The 19,373-nt window shown below is 43.5% G+C and carries 15 protein-coding genes; 12 read left to right on the top strand and 3 right to left on the bottom strand.

What is annotated here, in order from left to right:
• The first annotated feature begins 4 nt into the window (after positions 1-4).
• The 6 genes from abc-f to HPK16_RS05430 all read left to right on the top strand — a co-directional run bounded on the left by abc-f (position 5) and on the right by HPK16_RS05430 (position 6,496).
• A complete protein-coding gene (abc-f, locus tag HPK16_RS05455) occupies positions 5-1,570 on the top strand; it encodes a ribosomal protection-like ABC-F family protein (RefSeq protein WP_181675997.1) in 1,566 nt (521 codons plus the stop codon).
• Between the two features lie 75 nt (positions 1,571-1,645).
• Complete coding sequence (locus HPK16_RS05450; protein ID WP_181675996.1) at positions 1,646-2,860, top strand: GNAT family N-acetyltransferase; 1,215 nt, start codon at positions 1,646-1,648, stop codon at positions 2,858-2,860.
• A 244-nt stretch (positions 2,861-3,104) separates the two neighbouring features.
• Complete coding sequence (locus HPK16_RS05445) at positions 3,105-3,806, top strand: carbonic anhydrase (protein WP_181675995.1); 702 nt, start codon at positions 3,105-3,107, stop codon at positions 3,804-3,806.
• A gap of 94 nt (positions 3,807-3,900) precedes the next feature.
• Complete coding sequence (locus HPK16_RS05440; RefSeq protein WP_181675994.1) at positions 3,901-4,443, top strand: HD domain-containing protein; 543 nt, start codon at positions 3,901-3,903, stop codon at positions 4,441-4,443.
• Between the two features lie 136 nt (positions 4,444-4,579).
• A complete protein-coding gene (locus HPK16_RS05435) occupies positions 4,580-5,452 on the top strand; it encodes an ROK family protein (protein ID WP_181675993.1) in 873 nt (290 codons plus the stop codon).
• Between the two features lie 114 nt (positions 5,453-5,566).
• Entirely contained in the window at positions 5,567-6,496 is a 930-nt protein-coding gene (locus tag HPK16_RS05430) for a nitronate monooxygenase (protein ID WP_181675992.1), read from the top strand.
• A 61-nt stretch (positions 6,497-6,557) separates the two neighbouring features.
• On the opposite strand, the gene HPK16_RS05425 is transcribed toward HPK16_RS05430, so the two are convergent.
• The 3 genes from HPK16_RS05425 to HPK16_RS05415 form a co-directional block, all read right to left on the bottom strand.
• Positions 6,558-6,965 (bottom strand): VOC family protein, encoded by a 408-nt coding sequence (locus tag HPK16_RS05425; protein ID WP_181675991.1) that lies wholly within the window; start codon positions 6,963-6,965, stop codon positions 6,558-6,560.
• Between the two features lie 124 nt (positions 6,966-7,089).
• Positions 7,090-8,460: an argininosuccinate lyase gene (argH, locus tag HPK16_RS05420; RefSeq protein WP_181675990.1), complete on the bottom strand. Its 1,371-nt coding sequence runs from the start codon at positions 8,458-8,460 to the stop codon at positions 7,090-7,092.
• 3 nt (positions 8,461-8,463) lie between these two features.
• Entirely contained in the window at positions 8,464-9,678 is a 1,215-nt protein-coding gene (locus HPK16_RS05415; protein ID WP_181675989.1) for an argininosuccinate synthase, read from the bottom strand.
• 241 nt (positions 9,679-9,919) lie between these two features.
• On the opposite strand from HPK16_RS05415, the gene HPK16_RS05410 reads away from it, so the two are divergent.
• From HPK16_RS05410 to HPK16_RS05380, 6 genes are all read left to right on the top strand, one after another.
• Positions 9,920-10,966, top strand: coding sequence for an alpha/beta hydrolase (locus tag HPK16_RS05410; protein WP_181675988.1), 1,047 nt, complete (start codon positions 9,920-9,922; stop codon positions 10,964-10,966).
• Positions 10,967-11,055: 89 nt separating this feature from the next.
• Positions 11,056-11,739 (top strand): response regulator transcription factor, encoded by a 684-nt coding sequence (locus tag HPK16_RS05405; RefSeq protein ID WP_181675987.1) that lies wholly within the window; start codon positions 11,056-11,058, stop codon positions 11,737-11,739.
• A 750-nt stretch (positions 11,740-12,489) separates the two neighbouring features.
• Positions 12,490-13,452: a DUF4822 domain-containing protein gene (locus tag HPK16_RS05400; protein ID WP_181675986.1), complete on the top strand. Its 963-nt coding sequence runs from the start codon at positions 12,490-12,492 to the stop codon at positions 13,450-13,452.
• 155 nt (positions 13,453-13,607) lie between these two features.
• Positions 13,608-14,426, top strand: a complete 819-nt coding sequence (locus HPK16_RS05395) for an ADP-ribosylglycohydrolase family protein (RefSeq protein WP_181675985.1) — start codon at positions 13,608-13,610, stop codon at positions 14,424-14,426.
• A gap of 801 nt (positions 14,427-15,227) precedes the next feature.
• The gene (locus HPK16_RS05385; RefSeq protein ID WP_181675984.1) at positions 15,228-17,021 is read left to right on the top strand and encodes a hypothetical protein; all 1,794 of its coding nucleotides are present in this window, start codon (positions 15,228-15,230) and stop codon (positions 17,019-17,021) included.
• Positions 17,022-17,042: 21 nt separating this feature from the next.
• Positions 17,043-19,259, top strand: coding sequence for a leucine-rich repeat domain-containing protein (locus HPK16_RS05380; protein WP_181675983.1), 2,217 nt, complete (start codon positions 17,043-17,045; stop codon positions 19,257-19,259).
• Positions 19,260-19,373 lie beyond the last annotated feature (114 nt).

The following is a 19,373-nucleotide window of genomic DNA, read 5'->3' as shown; positions in this document are numbered from 1 at the left end:
TTTTATGTTAATTTTAGAGATTCATGATGTGAAGAAAGAGATAGCGGATCGGGTGTTGTTTGAGATTCCGCATCTGATGGCGAATCGTGGGGAGCGGATTGGGATTGTTGGCCGGAATGGGCTCGGCAAGACAACGCTGCTTGAGATAATGGCTGGGGTGACGACGCCGGATCAAGGGGTTGTGACGCGAAATGGCACGACGGGTTACTTGCCGCAAATTTTGCCGGAGGATGCGAAACTTTCTGGTGGTGAAAAAACGAGGAAGGCTGTGCAACGGATTTTGGCGGAGCAGCCGAACTTGCTTTTTGCCGATGAGCCGACGTCTAATTTGGATGTGGACAGCGTGAAACATTTGGAGCGCCAGTGGAAGCGGTATGCTGGGACGTTGTTTGTTATCTCACATGATCGGATGTTTTTGGATGCGATTTGTACGACAATTTGGGAGCTGGATCAGGCGCGAATCACAGTTTATCCGGGGAATTATAGTGCTTATGAGGCGGCGAAACAAGCGGAGCAGGATAGGGCCGAAGCAGGGTATGAGCAGTACCAGGCGAAAAAGCGACAATTAGAGGAGTCGCAACAACATCACGAGAAAACAGCGCAGGGTCTTCGGAAGCCAAATAAGCGATTTTCGTCAAGGCAGATTCGGGCTGCAAAACCGGGAAAAGGCGTGCAGGAGAAGAAGCAACATAAAACAATCAAGGCGTTGGAGCAACGAATTGATCGGTTGGAGAGAGTTGACAAGCCGTTTCAGCAAAAAGCGATTAAGATTACGCTTCCTGAACAGAATCAAATCAAGCAAGGGAATACGGTCATCCGTGTGAATCAATTGCAGGCGAAGGTCAGCAAACGAGTGTTGTTTTCAGATGCGACATTTAGCTTGAAGAGCGGTGAGAAAGTGGCGCTTATTGGGAAAAATGCGAGTGGAAAAACGACTTTCCTACGACAAATTATGCAATCAAACGAGGCGATTAAGCGTGGCGATAAAGTGAAAATTGCCTATTTTGATCAGCAGTTAAAGCAAGTGGATTTGACGAAGACGTTGTGGGAGAACATACAAGAAGTGAGCATTCATGATGATCAAATGAACCGAGATTGTCTTGGGAGTTTGCAGTTTACCGCGGCTGATTTGGCGAAAGATACGACAGTTTTATCTGGTGGGGAACGGGTGAAATTAGCGCTCGCGATGATTCTGCTGAGTGATGCGAATGTGCTTATTTTGGATGAGCCGACGAATTATTTGGATATTAATGCAATGAAGGCTTTGGAAAGTTTGATTAGTGGTTATTCTGGAACGGTATTGTTCGTGTCGCATGATCGGACTTTTGTTAGGAAGGTCGCGACGTCCCTTTTAGTTTTGGAAGAGGCGAAATTGACGTTATTTGACGGGACGTATGCGGACTGGGAGAATGCGAAAAAGACGGTGGAAACGCGGGTTGAGGAGGACAAATTGTTGTTGGAAATGGAGATGTCAGCCATTGCGGCCAAATTAATGGAGCCGAGATTAACCGCTACCGAAAAAGCTGAGCTCGAGAAACGCTACCAAGAAGTTGTCGCGAAACGGAAGTAAAGGAATTGCGAAGGGGCATGATTTCAATGTACAATAGAGGTAGGTTGGCAAGCTTTTAGGAGAGAGGTAGAAAATATGGGGCAGCAGAATGTCCAAGATAGGTTGAAAATGAAAACATTAGAGATGGAGCACTTATCGCAATTCAATGATTTGCTGCGGTACGTGTTCCAGGTGACGAATCAGGAGCTTCATGAAGTTGGCTGGGCGGAAGACGAAATTGAGCAAGCAAAACGTCCCGTGTTACGAAAAGCGGACGTTATCGGTTGGTTCGACGGAGATAAACTGATTTCACAAATGGCAGTGTACCCGATGAATGTGAATATTTTCGGCGAGATATATAAAATGGGCGGTGTGACAGGCGTTGGGACGTATCCTGAGTATGCGAACTTTGGCTTGATGCACCGTCTGATGCGACAAAGTTTGAAGGAGATGCGCGACCGAGAGCAGACGATTTCTTATTTGTATCCGTATTCTATTCCGTATTATCGCCGTAAAGGTTGGGAGATTATAACGGACGTGATGACATTTTCGATTAAGGATACGCAGCTTCCGGAGAATGTTCCTGTGAAGGGAATGGTGGAGCGCCTCGATATTGAGCATGAAGATGTATTGAAAACGTATGACCGTTTTGCTCGGAATCAGCACGTTGCGATGATTCGTGATTCGCTGGCCTGGGAAGAATACTGGCGCTGGGAACGCGAAGAGATGATTGCGGCTGTGTATTATGACGAGGCGAACGAACCCCAAGGATTTATGTATTATTGGATTGCTGATGATATTTTTCATATGAAGGAAATGGTGTATTTAACCCAAGAGGCGCGGCATGGTTTGTGGAACTTTATTAGTGCGCATTTCTCGATGGTGACGCATGTAAAAGGGAAAATGTATACCAATGCGCCGATTGCATTTTTGATGGAGGATAGTGATATTACGGAGACGATTCATCCTTATTATATGGCGCGGATTGTTGATGTGGAGGGCTTTTTCAAGAAGTATCCTTTTGCGGAGAAGCAGGCGGATTTTCATTTCAGAGTGACGGATGATTTGCTGGATTGGAATCAGGGAACTTTCGCTTTTACTTGGCATGAAAATGGTGATTTTGAGATGGTCAAAGAGGCGGATGGGGAAGCGGTTGAGATTGACATTCAGACGCTGACGACCATGTTTTTTGGCTACAAACGCCCGAAATATTTGCGTAAAATTGGACGATTAATGGCGAGCGATGCGGTTGTGAAGCAGTTGGAGAAAATGATTCCTAATGAGACGCCGTATTTTTCAGATTACTTTTAAATGGGGGAAGACTACTGATTTTGGTGGTCTTCTTTTTTTGTGTAAGGATTGGCTATTTAGTGGGATTCTTGCGGCTTTATGAAATTGTTTTTTCCACTTTCGAGAAAACATACTGGCAATTTGACGGATTTTCAGTATAATAAAAAGAACATAAAAAAACAACTTGAAGAACTATTCACGAAATATTCGCATAATAGGGATTACAAAATAGAGCGCAATTTTTTAATGAAAAGAGGAATGATGCATGACAGAGCCACTTGTGAAATGGTCCTATAAAGGGGAAAAGGGACCGCATTATTGGGGACATATTTGTGATGAGTATGAGATCGCGAAAACAGGAAAGAATCAGTCACCAATTGATATTCATATGGAGAAAGTGATGGAAGTACAGGGGGCTCCGCCGCTCGAACTAGATTACAAGGAAACGAAATATACGGTGAGACGTGTGGAGAATTCGGTACATCTTTTTCCACAGAGTAAGGAACAGGGATTAACGTATGGTGGACAGCGGTATAATTTGATTGCTTTTCATGGTCATGTCCCAAGTGAACATACACTAAACGAGCATTATTTTGCGATGGAATGGCATTTGGTGCATATGAATGAAGCGGGTGAACGTCTCGTTTTAGGGATTTGGATGGAGCAGGAATTGGAAGGTAGCGATTTTGGGGAGTTAGCTTCGATTTTCCCAGAGGTTTTTGCTGATTTCGGTATTGAAAAAGAGCTTTCGCTAGATGTTAGTGGATTTTTACCTGATAATAGGGCATACTTTACGTATCAAGGATCACTCACGACGCCACCGACTTTTGAAGGCGTGACATGGATTGTTCTGAGAGACGCGACGAGCGTTGCTGAAGAAGATTTTGAAGCTTTCCAAGATATTATCGAGGATACGAATCGACCGCTTCAAGAGCTAGGTGATAGGCAAATTCATCACAGCGCGTGACGACAGACGTTGTATTTTTAGAGAAATGCACTCAAACTGGGGCTTTGGTGAATTGCCAAGGCCCTTTTAAAAAATAGATAGGGGGAAATGTGGGATGTATCGGCTAGCTAGTGATTTTGCAGAACAGGCACATCGGACGCAGCGTCGTAAAATAACAGGGGAGCCTTATTTTACGCATCCGCGGAATGTGGCTCATATATTGCGTGATGCGGGATTTCGTGAAGAAGTTGTGGCGGCGGGATTTTTGCATGATGTGGTGGAGGATACGCCGGTGACGCTGGAGGAGATTCGAGCGGCTTTTGGTATGGATGTTGCGGAGCTTGTGGCTTCTCATACGGAGGATAAATCGCAGACCTGGGAGGAACGAAAGGCTCATACGATTGATGTTGTTCGCACGGGCACATTGGAGCAAAAAGCGATTATTGTGGCGGATAAACTGGATAATTTGCAATCGGTTAAATATGCGCTGAGCTCAGAAGGAAATAAGGTCTGGAGCTATTTTAAGCGTGGGTATGACTTGCAGAAATGGTACAATGAGAGCATTGTGGCGAATATGTACGTGGGACTAGAAAAAGAGGAGATTCCGGCGTATTTTAAGCAATATGAGCGACTGTGTCATTGGATTTTCAGAAAGTGATTTTCCTCACCTTTAATTGTCTGTTAAATTAGGTATATATAATCAATAATAATAATTGTTAGATAATAAGCTTCTCAAGTTGTGTTTTTTGATGTAGAATGTAAACGAATACATAATGAGATTGGAGTGGATTGGAATGGTTTTTGGAGCGATTGAGGCAGGCGGTACGAAGTTTGTTGTGGCAGTGGGAGATGCGTCTGGTAAGGTTTTGAAGCGTGAGACGTATCCTACAACGGAGCCGGCCGAGACGATGAAATCTGTGGAACGGTTTTTTAAGCAATATGAGGGGGATTTGGAGGCGATTGGTGTCGGTTCATTTGGTCCTATTGATGTGCGGAAATCGAGCCCAACATACGGCTACATCACGTCTACACCGAAATTAGCGTGGCGGAATTATGATATTGTTGGCGCGCTGAAAAAGGCATTTGAGGTGCCAATTGGCTTTACGACGGATGTGAATGCAGCGGCACTTGGCGAGGTGACACTTGGTGCGGCAGAAGGGCTTTCGAGCTGTATGTATATCACGATTGGGACGGGAATCGGTGCGGGTGCTGTTGTGAATGGCAAAATGTTAGAGGGTTATTCACATCCAGAAATGGGGCATATTATGGTTCGCCGACATAAGCATGATCGCTATCAGGGCAATTGTCCGTACCATGATGATTGTTTGGAAGGACTCGCGGCAGGTGGAGCTATCGAAAAACGTTGGGGTAAGAAAGGCGTGGAACTAGCGGAAAATGAGGAAGTTTGGAATTTGGAAGCGCATTATATCGCGCAAGCTTTGATGAATTATAGTTTGATTTTGTCACCGGAACGAATTGTAATTGGGGGCGGTGTCATGAAGCAGCGCCAAGTTTTCCCGCTCGTTCGTCAGAAATTAAAAACGTTGATTGCGGGCTATATTCAGTTACCGGATTTGGAGGAATATATTGTACCGCCGAAATTGGAGGATGATGCTGGGGTTACTGGGTGCATCTTGCTAGCCGTGCAGACGAAGAATGAAGCGTAAATTTTTACGAAAGGACAGCCATTTTTAGGAGAAGTGGTTGTTTTTTAGGAATCTTTGTGAGAAAATATACATGGAGTAAGGATCTTATGGAAAACTGTATCGGAGGAGAAAATCATGTCAATAACGGAATTATTACACATCAAATATCCTATTATGCAAGGTGCGATGGCACAAATCGCGAAGGCGCCGCTTGTTGCAGCTGTATCGAATGCTGGCGGACTCGGAATTATCGCATCGGGCGGTATGAGCGGAGAGGAATTGCGCGCTGAGATTCAGAAAACAAAAGCCTTGACGGATAAACCGTTTGGCGTTAACTTAATGCTGATGATGACGAATATCGAGGAATTGACGGCGGTTATTATAGAAGAAGGTGTGAAAGTAGTGACGACTGGGGCTGGAACGCCGAAAACGTATATGCCTATCTGGAAAGAGGCTGGCATAACGGTTATTCCGGTTGTGCCGTCTGTGATGATTGCTCGCAAAATGGAGCAGCTCGGCGCGGATGCGGTGGTGGCAGAGGGCACGGAAGCTGGTGGACATGTTGGTGAGACGACGACGATGGCGCTTTTGCCGCAAGTGGTTGATGCTGTTTCGATTCCGGTCATTGGGGCGGGTGGAATTGGTGATGGACGCGGGATTGCGGCTGCTTTTGCGCTGGGGGCTCAAGGTGTGCAAATTGGTACGCGTTTCCTTGCAACGGATGAATGCCCGGTTCACGAGAATTTTAAATTAGCGTGTTTGAAGGCGAAAGATCGTGATACGGTCGTGACTGGTCGCCGAAATGGTGCTCCGGTTCGTAGTATTAAAAATCAGATGATCAAGGAATATCAGCGTTTAGAGGATGAGAACGTGGATCGCGATGTGCTTGAAGAACTGACGCTTGGCTCTTTACGAAAAGCCGTGCAAGAAGGCGATACGGAAAACGGCTCGGTTATGGCTGGACAAATTACGGGCATGATTACAGAAATCAAGCCAGTTGACGCGCTGATTCAAGAAATGATGACACAGGCAACAAAAACGGCGAGCGCATTGACTATAAAATAAAGCAATATAAAAAGAGTCCTGAGAACCTTATTATTGAGGTAATCAAGACTCTTGTTATATTTTATTGTACGAAGTTGGGATCCATGTACATAACTTCCCATAAATGTCCGTCAACATCTTGGAAACTGCCGCTATACATAAAGCCGTGGTCTACTTTCTCGTTGGATACAGAACCACCAGAAGCGAGTGCTTTTTCAACAAACATGTCGACACCTTCGCGACTATCGGCAGAAAAGCCTAGAATAGCTTCAGTTGATGTTGTAGCGTCTGAAATTTCTTTCTTCGTGAACGTTTTGAAATAATCCTCTACTACCAACATAACCATTGTAGTATCATTTAAAATCAAGCATGTCGCATTTTCATCCGTGAATTGTGGGTTGAATTCAAAGCCTAGTGCTGTGAAGAAATCCACCGATGCGTTTAATTTTTTTACAGGTAACGTTAGAAAAACCATTTTTGCTTGTACCATTTTGTCACTCCTTTTAGTTTTAATCCTTATCATTGTAATGTATCCATACAAAAAAGTATACATTGAAAATAAGTGAACAAAAAACGAGGACTCCACTGAAAATTGGGTAGTCCTCGTTTTGTAATTATAACGTTTGTTTTGCTTTTTCAATCATGGCTCTAATCTGGTCGAAACCTGTACCACCGTAGGAATTACGTTTCGCGACTGCGGTATAGGAGGCAAGCGCGTCATAAATATCTTGCTCAATAATGGGTTGAATCGCTTGATAGTCTTCGAGCGTGACATCCTGCAAATAAATCCCTTTTTGCGTGCAATCGAGAACTAGTTTCCCAACAATTTCATGGGCTTCACGGAACGGCACGCCTTTTTTAGCAAGGTAGTCGGCAAGTTCGGTCGCATTGGAAAAATCTTTTTGCGTCGATTGCTCCATAACAGACGTGTTGACTTTCATTGTTTCAATCATCCCAGCGAATATATCGAGGCTCGTTTTCACTGTATGAACCGTGTCAAACATGCCTTCTTTATCTTCCTGCAAATCCTTGTTATACGCGAGCGGTAAGCCTTTTAAGACTGTCAGTAATCCGAATAAATTACCGTAAACACGACCAGTTTTCCCACGAATCAACTCCGCCATATCGGGGTTTTTTTTCTGTGGCATAATACTGCTTCCCGTCGCAAACGCATCAATCAACTCGACAAACTGGAACTCATGACTCGTCCACAAAATCAATTCCTCACAAAAACGCGACAAATGCGTCATCAAAAGGGCGCTATTACTCAAAAATTCGATAATAAAATCGCGATCACTAACGCCGTCCAAACTGTTATCATACATCGCGCTAAAACCAAGCTGTTCAGCACTAAACGCCCGATCAATCGGAAAAGTCGTCCCAGCAAGCGCCGCGCAACCAAGTGGGGAAATATCAATCCGCTTCATGCTCTCCGTCAAGCGCTCCAAGTCACGGCTAAACATACCGTAGTAAGCCAATAAATGATGCGCAAAAGAAATCGGTTGGGCGTGCTGTAAATGCGTATAACCAGGCATAATCGTCTCGACATGACTCTCCGCTTTCACCACAAGCACCGTTCGCAAATGCGCCAAAGAAGCTATAATCTCGGTCACCGCTTCCTTCAAATACAAATGCATATCCGTCGCGACTTGATCATTCCGACTCCGCGCCGTATGTAATTTCCCAGCTACAGGGCCTATTTCTTCATGTAGCAATTTCTCGATGTTCAGATGAATATCCTCGTTCACCACACTGAATTCCAGTTCGCCAGCCGCCAATTTTCCAGCTAAAACTTCAAGCCCAGCCGTGATTTGCGCCGCTTCATCCGCTGAAATAATGCCACATTTTCCGAGCATTGCCACATGCGCCAAACTTCCCGTAATATCTTGTTTTGCCAGTTTTGCATCAAAGGAAATCGAGGCGCCGAATTCATCGATCCACGCCTCACTTTTTCCTTGAAAACGACCGCCCCATAATTTTTCCATTGTTTACACCTCTGTTTTCGCGTTTAATTTTGCATTGACTTCTGCGCTAACTTTCGTTGGCAAGCCCCAAAGCTTGATGAATCCAACCGCTGCGTCTTGATCGAATGTATCCGCCGAAGTGTATGTCGCCAAGTTCTCGTCATAAAGTGAATTCGGTGATTTCCGACCTTCCACAATCGCATGTCCTTTGAAAAGTTTCATCCGAATCGTACCGTTCACATATTTTTGCGTATCTTTCAAGAAGGCCACGAGCGAACTTGTAAGCGGCGAGAACCAAAGCGCGTTATAGATAACTTCGCTAATTTTCTGCTCGATTACCGGTTTAAAATGCGCGACTTCACGAACAAACGTCAAATCTTCCAGCTCTTTATGCGCCGTAATTAGGGCAACCGCGGCAGGGCATTCGTAGACTTCCCGTGATTTAATGCCGACAAGACGGTTTTCAATATGATCAATCCGACCAACCCCATGCGCGCCGGCTATCTTGTTTAATTTTTGAATCAGAACAGCGAGGCTTAGGGATTCACCGTTCAAAGCAACCGGAACCCCGGCTAAAAACTCGATTTCGATGATTTCTGGTGTATTTGGCGTGTCTTCTAGCGCCACGGTTAAGTCATACGCAGCTTCTGGTGGAGCAACCCATGGATTTTCCAAAACGCCACACTCATTCGAACGTCCCCACAAGTTTTGATCGATAGAAAACGGATTATCAAGGTCAATTGGAACCGGGATATTATGTTTTTGTGCATATTCGATTTCTTCTTCACGCGACCATTTCCAATCACGAACGGGCGCAACGACTTTCAAATCTGGTGCTAGGGCATGGATCGCCACTTCGAAACGAACTTGGTCATTTCCTTTCCCAGTACAACCGTGAGCGATGGCAGCGGCACCTTCTTGTCTAGCCACTTCCACGAGCTTCTTCGCAATCAATGGACGAGAGAGCGCTGAAATCAGTGGATACTTTCCTTCATAATAAGCATGGGCCTGCAACGCGATTAAAGCGAAATCTTCCGCAAATTCCTCACGCGCATCAATCGTGTATGACGCCGATGCACCGACTGTCAGAGCCTTTTCTTTAATAAATTCCAAGTCTTTTCCTTCGCCAACATCTAAACAACAGGCAATCACGTCATAATTTTCTTCGGCCAACCACTGAATCGCAACGGAGGTATCTAAACCACCAGAATAAGCAAGAACGATTTTTTCTTTTGTCATCTCTACATCCCCTTTTATTAATAAATATACATTTCGATAAAACTAATAATACCATCATACTAATGTTAATTCAACTATTTTATTTATTTTTATTCATAAAAATGATTAAATATCCATAAAAACGAAAGCGGAATCGCATCAACTTGCGTGTTTTCCTAGCCTACAAATTGGTTAAAATTTTTTAAAACTGCTATACTTAAGAGGTGAATTACTTGAGATTATATTTGAGGAGTGAGCGTAATTGAAACAGACATTGAAATGGATTGGAATTGTTTTAGTCAGTATTGTATTGTTACCATTGGTTGCTATTTTCTTTATTTACAAGAAGGCAGTCGGTAAACGGGAGTACGATCCAAAGGTTCTTGACAATCTAGAAGAAGCAGCACAAGATTATGTGAAAAAGACAGCACCACTATCGGATGTAGATTCCCGTTACAAATACATCCGCCTAGCTGAAAAAGCACTTCCAGCAGCGAAAGATATCGAAGTCGGCGAAATTGAAAATAAGAAAATCGATGGCCCCGGCGGCAAAATCAGTCTTCGTATTTATTCACCAGAAGCTGATGGCCCGTATCCATTGATGGTATATTTCCATGGTGGCGGCTTTGTAACTGGTAGCGTACAAACAACAGATGGCATTGCTCGTAAATTAGTCCAAACAACTGGATATCGCGTGATTTCGGTGGATTATCGTTTAGCACCTGAAAATCCGTTCCCAGCAGCGATTGAAGACGCATATGCGACGGTAGCTTGGGTTTCGAAGCATTTAACGAGTTTACGTGCGAAATCAAAAGATATTGTTGTTGCAGGGGATAGCGCCGGCGGGAATATCGCGGCCGTTGTTGCCCAGTTAGCTAAATCAAAAGGAACACCGAATATTTCCAAACAAATTTTGCTGTATCCGCCTGTTGATATTTTCTCAAGAGATGCTTCGGTACTTTATCCGTCCATGGATGAGTTCGCGGAAGGCTATGTTTTGACGAAAGAATCACTGGATAAATATTTCAAACTTTACTTATCCGGTGCTGGCGATCGCAAATATGATCCACTTGTTGCACCGATTCGTAGTAAAGATATTTCTGACTTACCAGTAGCATTTGTGGCGACTGCTGAATACGATCCATTGCGCGATCAAGGTGAAGCTTATGCTGAGAAATTAAAAGATGCTGGCGTTCCAGTTTACGCGAAACGTTTGGAGAAGGTAACACATGGCTTCATGAGTACGCCTTCTGCTGCAACGGATGAGACGTATGAATTGATCAGTGAATTTTTACAAGAGAAGTTATAAGTTAGAAAAAGGTAGCGGTCTTTGATTGCTATCTTTTTTTGCGATTTTTAACTAATTGTGAGAAGATGGACAAGAAGGAGCGTGGGTTCATGAGTTTAGGAAAAATTTTGATTGCAGAGGACGACAATGATATTAACCATCTGATTTCAGACGTGTTGACGCGCGAGGGCTATACCGTAACGCAAGCATTTTCCGGCACAGAGGCAAAATTATATTGGAACAGTGAGGCGTTTGACTTGCTGCTGTGCGATTTGATGTTGCCTGGAATGACTGGTGAGGAGTTGGTGGAAGAAATTACAGCGAAACAAGCAGCGGCGATTATCGTGATTTCGGCTAAAAATACGGTGATGGATAAAGTGGATTTGTTGAAATTGGGAGCCAGTGATTACATGACGAAACCATTTGATATTGAGGAGTTATTGGCACGTGTGGAAGTTCAATTGCGAAAAGGGAGTACTGCGGCTGACGTCCCGGATACGTTAGTTTGGAATGGGTTATCTTTGTCAGAGGATCGTTATAGTGCGCAGGTTGATGGTGTGGATATTCGTTTGACCGCCCGTGAGTTTGGAATTTTAAAATTGTTGCTTAGTAATCCGAACAAGGTTTTCACGAAGGAGAATATTTTTTCGTCGGTATGGGGCGAGACGGAGTTCATTGATGAGAACACGGTGAATGTACATATGAGTAATATTCGCGGGAAGTTAGGGAAAGTAGCGCCAGACCGAGAGTTTGTGGAGACGGTTTGGGGGATTGGGTTTAAAATGAAAAGCTGAAAGAGCCCGTTTAGCCTCGACAGAAATTGTTAGAGGGCGCAGTGAAAGTCCTCTTTTGACTTTTGCGGAGGCCACGAAATTTCCGAGAGGCTGGCTCTTGAAGCTGGATCCGAAGGCGGGAAACGTGATGTAACGCATGAATTTGTATACTCACTGTCGTTCCTATTCATCTGATTAATAAAATAAAACTGAGCGGGAGACACCGTTCGTTTTTTTCTTTAGAGTTGGAGTGAAGTAGGATTCTAGAGATTGGTGGGTCGTTATGCTTGAATCCTCCGAAAAGCAAAAAGGACCTGAGAAATCGTATTTCACTATACAGGGAATAATAGGTAAATCAGGTGGAAATGTTACTGGGTAGCATCTTTTTCTGATTTTTTTGTTATGAATAAATAGGATATACATATAGAAGACAGAGAAGGTAAATATTTTGTAAGTGTTGATATATAAGGGTGTAATAACTGTTTTTAAAATAGTTATTATATCTTTATTTGGATTCTAGTGAGAAATTGGGCAAGAAAAAAGGTTCATGGAATCGTCACTTTTTTCCTTAGATACGAATGTTATAATGAGGAATAAGAAGCACGGGACTTTTATAACAGCAGATGTTAGTAGAACATAGAGAAAAAAGATTCGAAAGCGGAGCGATAAGACATGAAAAATAGTGAGAAATGGAAATGGTATGGGTGGATTCCTTAGTGCAGAAGTGTTCGAATTAATATCAAGCATGAGATAAAAGAGGAGGATAATAAAATGAAATTTAATAAGAAATTAGCTACAATTTTGGCAGTAACAGCATTATCAACAACTGTATTAGCGGCTTGCGGTGATAATAATGATACTGCAAAAGATAACGACAAAGCTAAAACAACAGAAACGAGCAATAAAAAAGATACAGCAGCTAAAAACAAAGATACACAAGACGTTTTAAGCAGCACCAACTGGCAAGGTACAAAAGTAACCGATGACAAAGGGAATGACGTAACACAATACAACCAAGACTTCATTGGGCTCGCTAAGTATGATAATGTAACGGCTAGATATGAATTTTTTGATAAAGAAGGAAAAGCGCGTGGTGACGAAGGTTATTATTTCGTTACACAAGATGGCGCAAAACGAGTTTTATCATCAACAACGAAAAATTATAATGTGGTGGTTGATTTAGTAACTTTGCAAAATGATAAATTTGTTTACGAACGCACTGGTAAAGATGCAGATGGAAAAGATATTCAGGTTTCAGTGGAACATGTTCCGTATAGTGGTGACCTCAAGTTTACCAATCCTGCACCGACTTTAACAAAATCTACTGGCGATATCGATACTAGCAAACCAGGAAGAGATATCCTTGCTAATACATTATGGCATGGTACGGTTGTGATGGATGAACAAGGAAATGACGTGACAGCATTCAATAAGAATTTCATTAGTATTGCAAAATATGATAATAAAACGAATAAATACGAATTCTTTAATACTGAAACCGGAGCAACTTCGGGAGACTACGGCTATTTCGATGTGGTGAATAACAATAAAATGCGTTTTCACGTCTCTCTGGGGAAAAACTATGCAGCACCATTGGAGTTAACAGAGCTTAACAACAAGAAATTTACTTATAAAAGGACTGGGAAAGATGCAGCAGGAAAAGATATTACTGTCTACGTTTCGCATGAGCCCTACTCTGGTGATTTAGCAAGTAAAATTGCTTTCACCCATTAATTTGAAATGAACTATAGCAAGAAATCGGAACAAGCCAGCTCAGAAGATTTGGCTTGTTCTACTTACCTTCTCTCAGTGTATGAGAGCCCACCAGAGATAAGTCTGAGCTAGTGCCATTGAAAGAAGTATTCTTTATAGAATCGAGGAGAATCTGAATGAAGGATAAATTAAGAGCTGCTATATTTGGCCTTGCTATTGGTGATGCTCTGGGTGTACCAGTAGAATTTAAAAATAGAGGTACGTTTAGAGTTACTGAAATGCTAGGTTTTGGAGTGCACAGTCAGCCTCGGGGAACGTGGTCGGACGATACAAGTTTGACTATTGCAACTTGTGATTCTATTAAGAGATGCGGTAGTATTGATGTGCATGATATGTATACTAGGTTTCAGAACTGGATCTTTGATGGTCAATATACGGTCGACGGCATAGTATTTGACTACGGAATAACAACGTATGCTGCAATTAAACAAGGATATGGTGAGAATGCTGAAAGGTCCAATGGTAATGGATCGCTTATGAGAATCTTACCAGTAGCATTTGTTGATGCCAGTAGAGCGGATATTGAGAAGATTTCTGCCATAACACATGCGCATGATACTTCGACGTATGGCTGTGTCTTATATGTGGATATAGCAAGAAAGCTTATAAAAGGTGATGCTTTACAGGAAATAATAAGTGCGATAAGATTTGAAACTCCTTACGAGAGATTGGCATACATTCAGACATTAGATGAAACTGAAATACAATCAACCGGTTACGTAGTACACACATTAGAAGCGGCAATTTGGTCTCTGCTGCATACGAATAATTACCGTGACGCCGTCTTAAAAGCAGTGAATCTTGGTAAAGATACTGACACTGTTGCAGCTGTCACAGGTGGTCTTGCTGGTATTATATATGGATGGGAAGGGATACCTAGGGAATGGATAGAGGCCTTGCGAGGAAAAGAAAAGATAGAAAGAACTTTGTTTTGAAAATGTCATCCATCAAAGTAGTAATTGACTCCGTTATGAGTTGCAAAGAATAAGAAGTGGAAACAAGCCAAATAAGACGATGAGGCTTGTTTCTATGTAGAAAGCAAGTTCGTAGGGAGACAAATTTTAAAAGGATAGAATAGTCAATTATGAAAAGTAAAGTGGTACCTATGTAAAGGACATTTGTAAAAAAGAATTAAGCACTTGCTAGAAGATGGTTTCTGTATTGTACAGGAGCCGTCTTTTTGAGATTCCATTGATAGCGATAATTATTGAACCAATTTCATAACTCCGCTTTTGTTTTCGGAGGAATAATACCCCATTTTATTTCGAAATAGCTCAGGCAATGAGATTTGAAAACCTTACATTAATTATTTTATGGTATTTATATAAGTGACATGGGGAGGTAGCCCTTTTTGACGTTCTGAAAGGCACTGTGCCGCAACACTTTTGAATTATGAAATTAGTTCACTTATCTTTCAATCTGCTATAGTATTTTCATTTATCTTGAAGAACCTTAGCGTACTTTTCTACATTTGATATAATTTACACAATTATGCATGCATGGCGCAAAAAACGATATGTAAAGTTCCTTAAAAATATAGATTCATTAATTGTCACAAAATCATCATAAAATAAGGGGAAAAAGGCGTACCGGTCAAAAAAAGTCCTCCTCGAATCTGCTATACTGGCTGTTTCGTCTACTTTATAGAAAGGAGTATAATGGTGTTCACTACAAGAGAATAACAGATGAAAGGGAGCAGTCATATGCCACACATACTTAAATGGAGAATCTACATAATGGGAGGTTGCGCCATTTCTCTTGGCGTCATGCTCTCTAGCACACCAGTTTATGCAGCAGAACCCGCAACAATTACCTACTACACCGGAGATACACTTGAAAGGACCTACATTATTGATAAAATAAACCATGCTAGTCCAGAAGATTTGAGTCCAGAGGCCCTATCGATAGCGGTAGATGGGAGCATGGACATTGCAACGGAAAACGGCTATACACGCGTCCATTTGTCTCCAGGCACTTATACGCTAGCCCATCGATTAAACGTCAACAAATCGCTTATCCTAGAGGGAACGACCGACGACGGGAACAATCTCACTACCATCCAGTTGGCGCCACAAACAAAACCGGAAGAAAAGGCGATGCTCACCGCGGCTAGTGGAACAAAAGAGGCACCAACGACGATTCAGAAACTGACCTTGGACGGCCAGTGGGATCCCGCTAGTAAACAATTGGATATCTATCAACGTGGGATTGTGTTGCATCCCTTAACCAAGCTACCTGATCCAACCAGTCCTACTTCTCCCAAATATTATGTCGGTTGGGGACGCAAGCATGATGTGACCATTCAAGATATGACGATTCGGAATATGGGTGGGGCAGGGATTTATATGGAGTTTGTGGATAATATCAAAATCAAAGGAAGCCCTACAGTAGCAGGAAAAGAAACGAACCGACTGGAAAACCTCGGCTACGCAGGGATTGCAGGGTATTCTGCAAATAACGTAGATGTCAATTGGACATTCGTGGATGGTGTCGGGGTTTCTGGACAACAAGCTTATGGCATGGCGTTTAGCTGGAAGAAAGGAACCACCGATGCGGATCAATTGGCGGAGGATGACCCGAGTCGATTCCCAACGACGACAGAAGGAAAGGCCGCACAGAGTAATGCAACGTATACGCAAGGCTATTATCGCAGTCAACATGACACCGTAACGAATAGTACTATTATGAACATCCCGACGTGGGAAGGACTCGACACCCATTCAGGCTATGATATTAATTTCAAAAATAACCGGCTGTTAGGGGTGCGATTCCCGATTGTCGTCGGTGGAATGGATTATCCAGAGGAGGGAACGGAAAATCTAATTGCCGCCTATCCACCAAAAAAAATTCTTATTAAGGACAATTTTATTAACCAAGACTCAGATGGCACAATCTACCAGACGAACAAGCTAACATCGGAACGCGGGATTGTGGCAACAGGAACCAAGTATCAGGATTTGTTACAGAATCCAAATACTCTTGGCTTTTTAGAAGGGCTTACCATTGATAATAATCATGTCAATGCCATTAAAACCACCATCCCTTCTCGCGGCGGGATTAGTATTCATGTGACGAAAGCAGCGAACATTGTCAATAATATTTTGACCAATTCCGAGATGAATGGCCTTGTTTTCATGAGTTCCAATAAAAAAACCAATATGTCGGGGAATAAGATCTCAGGCATGATAGATAATACAGGAACAGGTAAAACTGCAGATATTGGTATTCGAGGCTCGCATAATAATGGGGAAGACTCGAATGTTTACGCCATCCCAGATAAACCCACGGATGCAGGTACGAATGTGCGAGACAATATACTAGGAGTTGGTGCTTCTTTCCAAGCGATTTTGCAAGAAGCCGAGAGCGCGTCCAATGCGCTCCAAACCGATACACTACCTACCATCCTAACGCAGCCATTGGAGAGCATGCCAGCTTGGGATTATTTAGAAAAGGAACCTAACCTGTTACCAGACGAACGCTCCTATTATGAAATGGAGAGCGGGAAACCCCTACTGACGAACGAAAAATAGAGAAGATGAGGAGAGAAACAGATGAAGAAGAAACTAGGTATCACCGTATTAATCACCGCCTTGATTATCCCCAGTATGACCTGGGCATCCGAAGAAACAGCGGCACCGACAGATGTGCCAACAACGGAGGAACAAGAGAATCCTGAAACTTCAACACCAAACGACTCGGTGACAACGGAGTCAACTGAAACACCAGATTCAGAAGAAACAACAGCACCTGCAACCGCAGAAATCTCAACAGCCAAGGATGAAAGTGCCACAGAAGAAAAAAACAGCATCGTAGCACCGACCTCTCCTGTCGTAGCGGCAGAAACAAACACAGAAGTACCACGCCAAGCAGAGAAATCATCCCCACCAGAACCAAAAACAGAGAAGCAGGTGGAAGCACCTCCTACAAAAACCGCGGAAGATCCGGTGGTGACAATACCTGATAGTGACCTGCACGATTACATCACGTATGCCCTACATCTGAAAGAAGGGACTCCAGTGACGCAATCAATGATGGCCTCACTTACTTCGTTGAATCTATACAGAGGGATTGATGATACCACCGGCTTAGAATATGCAGTCAATTTGCGTCAATTCATATCAACGGATAAAGGTTATAAAGGAGATAATTTGACACGTATCCTCCAGTTACATCACTTGGAGACCTTGGAATTAGGTCCTATCCCTGGAACTCGCCAGCTGTATCCTTCCTTTGCTTCCTTAACCGAATTACGGGAACTCACTGTAAAGGACCCCTATAACATGGCTGACTTGAATTTCTTAGCTGGGAATACAGCACTAGAAACACTAGATTTAGGGGGCAGATTTAAGGAAAATGATTCGCTAACCGATATCTCGGCGTTACGTCATTTAACTCGATTAAAATCACTCTCGCTGTACCATACGAACCAACCATTAGATTTCAGTCCTATCTTGACATTGTCCAACTTAGAGTCCCTCCGCATCCAGAATCAAGGATTACAAGATGCAAGCTTCTTAGCGCCGTTAGCTCATTTGACACACTTGGATCTCACGAATAATTGGTTTACGTCAACCGATTCGATTAACGCCTTACCTGCATTACAAAATGTCATCTGGGATGGCAATTTTATTCCAGGACAACCGAATCAGTATGCCGCCCAATTGCCGACCGAGACAACGGAATTAGCCATTGGTGAGCGCACCATATTGCCGATGACGTGGACTTACAATGGCGTGCCCTTGGAAACAGATAGCTACGGAGATTTGTTAATAGACAAATATGTCAACGTACCCTTCGCGAAACAAAGGAATACGGTGACAAGTAGCCCTGCGATTCTAACAAGTACGAAACCCACGCAGACGAGTATTCCGATTGAAGCGACGAAAGGCGGGATGACCACGTTGACAAGTGAAGTGATTCCTGGTTATCAAGTGCAGACCAAGGTTCACGTGTTGGATATTCCTAAACCACCAACGTTAACGCCCGTATCGGAGCTACAAGATACGCTGCACGGGAAAACGAGTCCACATTACCATGTCCAAGTGGCTATCGACGGGAAAACCTACCAAGTCGTGGCGGATGACACGGGGGCTTTTGATGTAACAATCGGCATGTATCCTGTTGGGACGCCATATGTGGTCACCATTAGTGATCCAACGGGCACAGAAGGCGTTCCTGTTCATGCGGCGATCGTCGACGGTATTCCACCGCAATTAAACCCAGTGACAACTGGACTTCAAGCCATTAGCGGGCGTGTTATCGATGGTCGAACTCGTGTACGTGTGCTCGTGAATGGCATTGTGCAACGCGAAGTCGATACCGATGCCCAAGGCTATTACACGGTACCTGCGCGGAAGCTGGTGACGTCCTATGGGTTATCGAATCGTCCCATTCGTGGCGGCGATAAAATCCAAGTCGATTTTGGCCCAAATACCGCGGAACATCTGATCACCAGACAAATCGTACAAGACGCCCGCCGACCAACCACACTCGATCCGGTACAAGCGCGTACGGACTACATCACGGGACAAACATTGCCGGGCTCGCAAACCTTGCGTCTGATAGTCAACGGGGTCCCGCAACGCGTGATTACGCCACAAAGCTCAGGTGCCGGACAAATTGAACAGGATGGCCATTTTAAAATTTATAGCCGCTTCAACCTGAATAGTAAAGGGCAATTAGCTCGCTTACAGACGGGGGATACGATCACGGTGGATAGCGGGGAACAGATTTATCACGGTTCTTTTGCGGAAACGAACGTGGAGTAAGAAGCATGACTTGTAGCTGTTGATAATTGACAGTGTAATCTTCAAGTTTCACATGCCAAAGCGCTAACAAAGCTGTCCACAACAGCCTTGTTAGCGCTATTTTGTGCATTCCCT

Origin of the sequence: Paenilisteria rustica, from assembly GCF_013820765.1 — a bacterium.
Lineage (GTDB): Bacteria > Bacillota > Bacilli > Lactobacillales > Listeriaceae > Listeria_A > Listeria_A rustica.
This window is presented reverse-complemented; position numbering and strand designations above follow the sequence as displayed.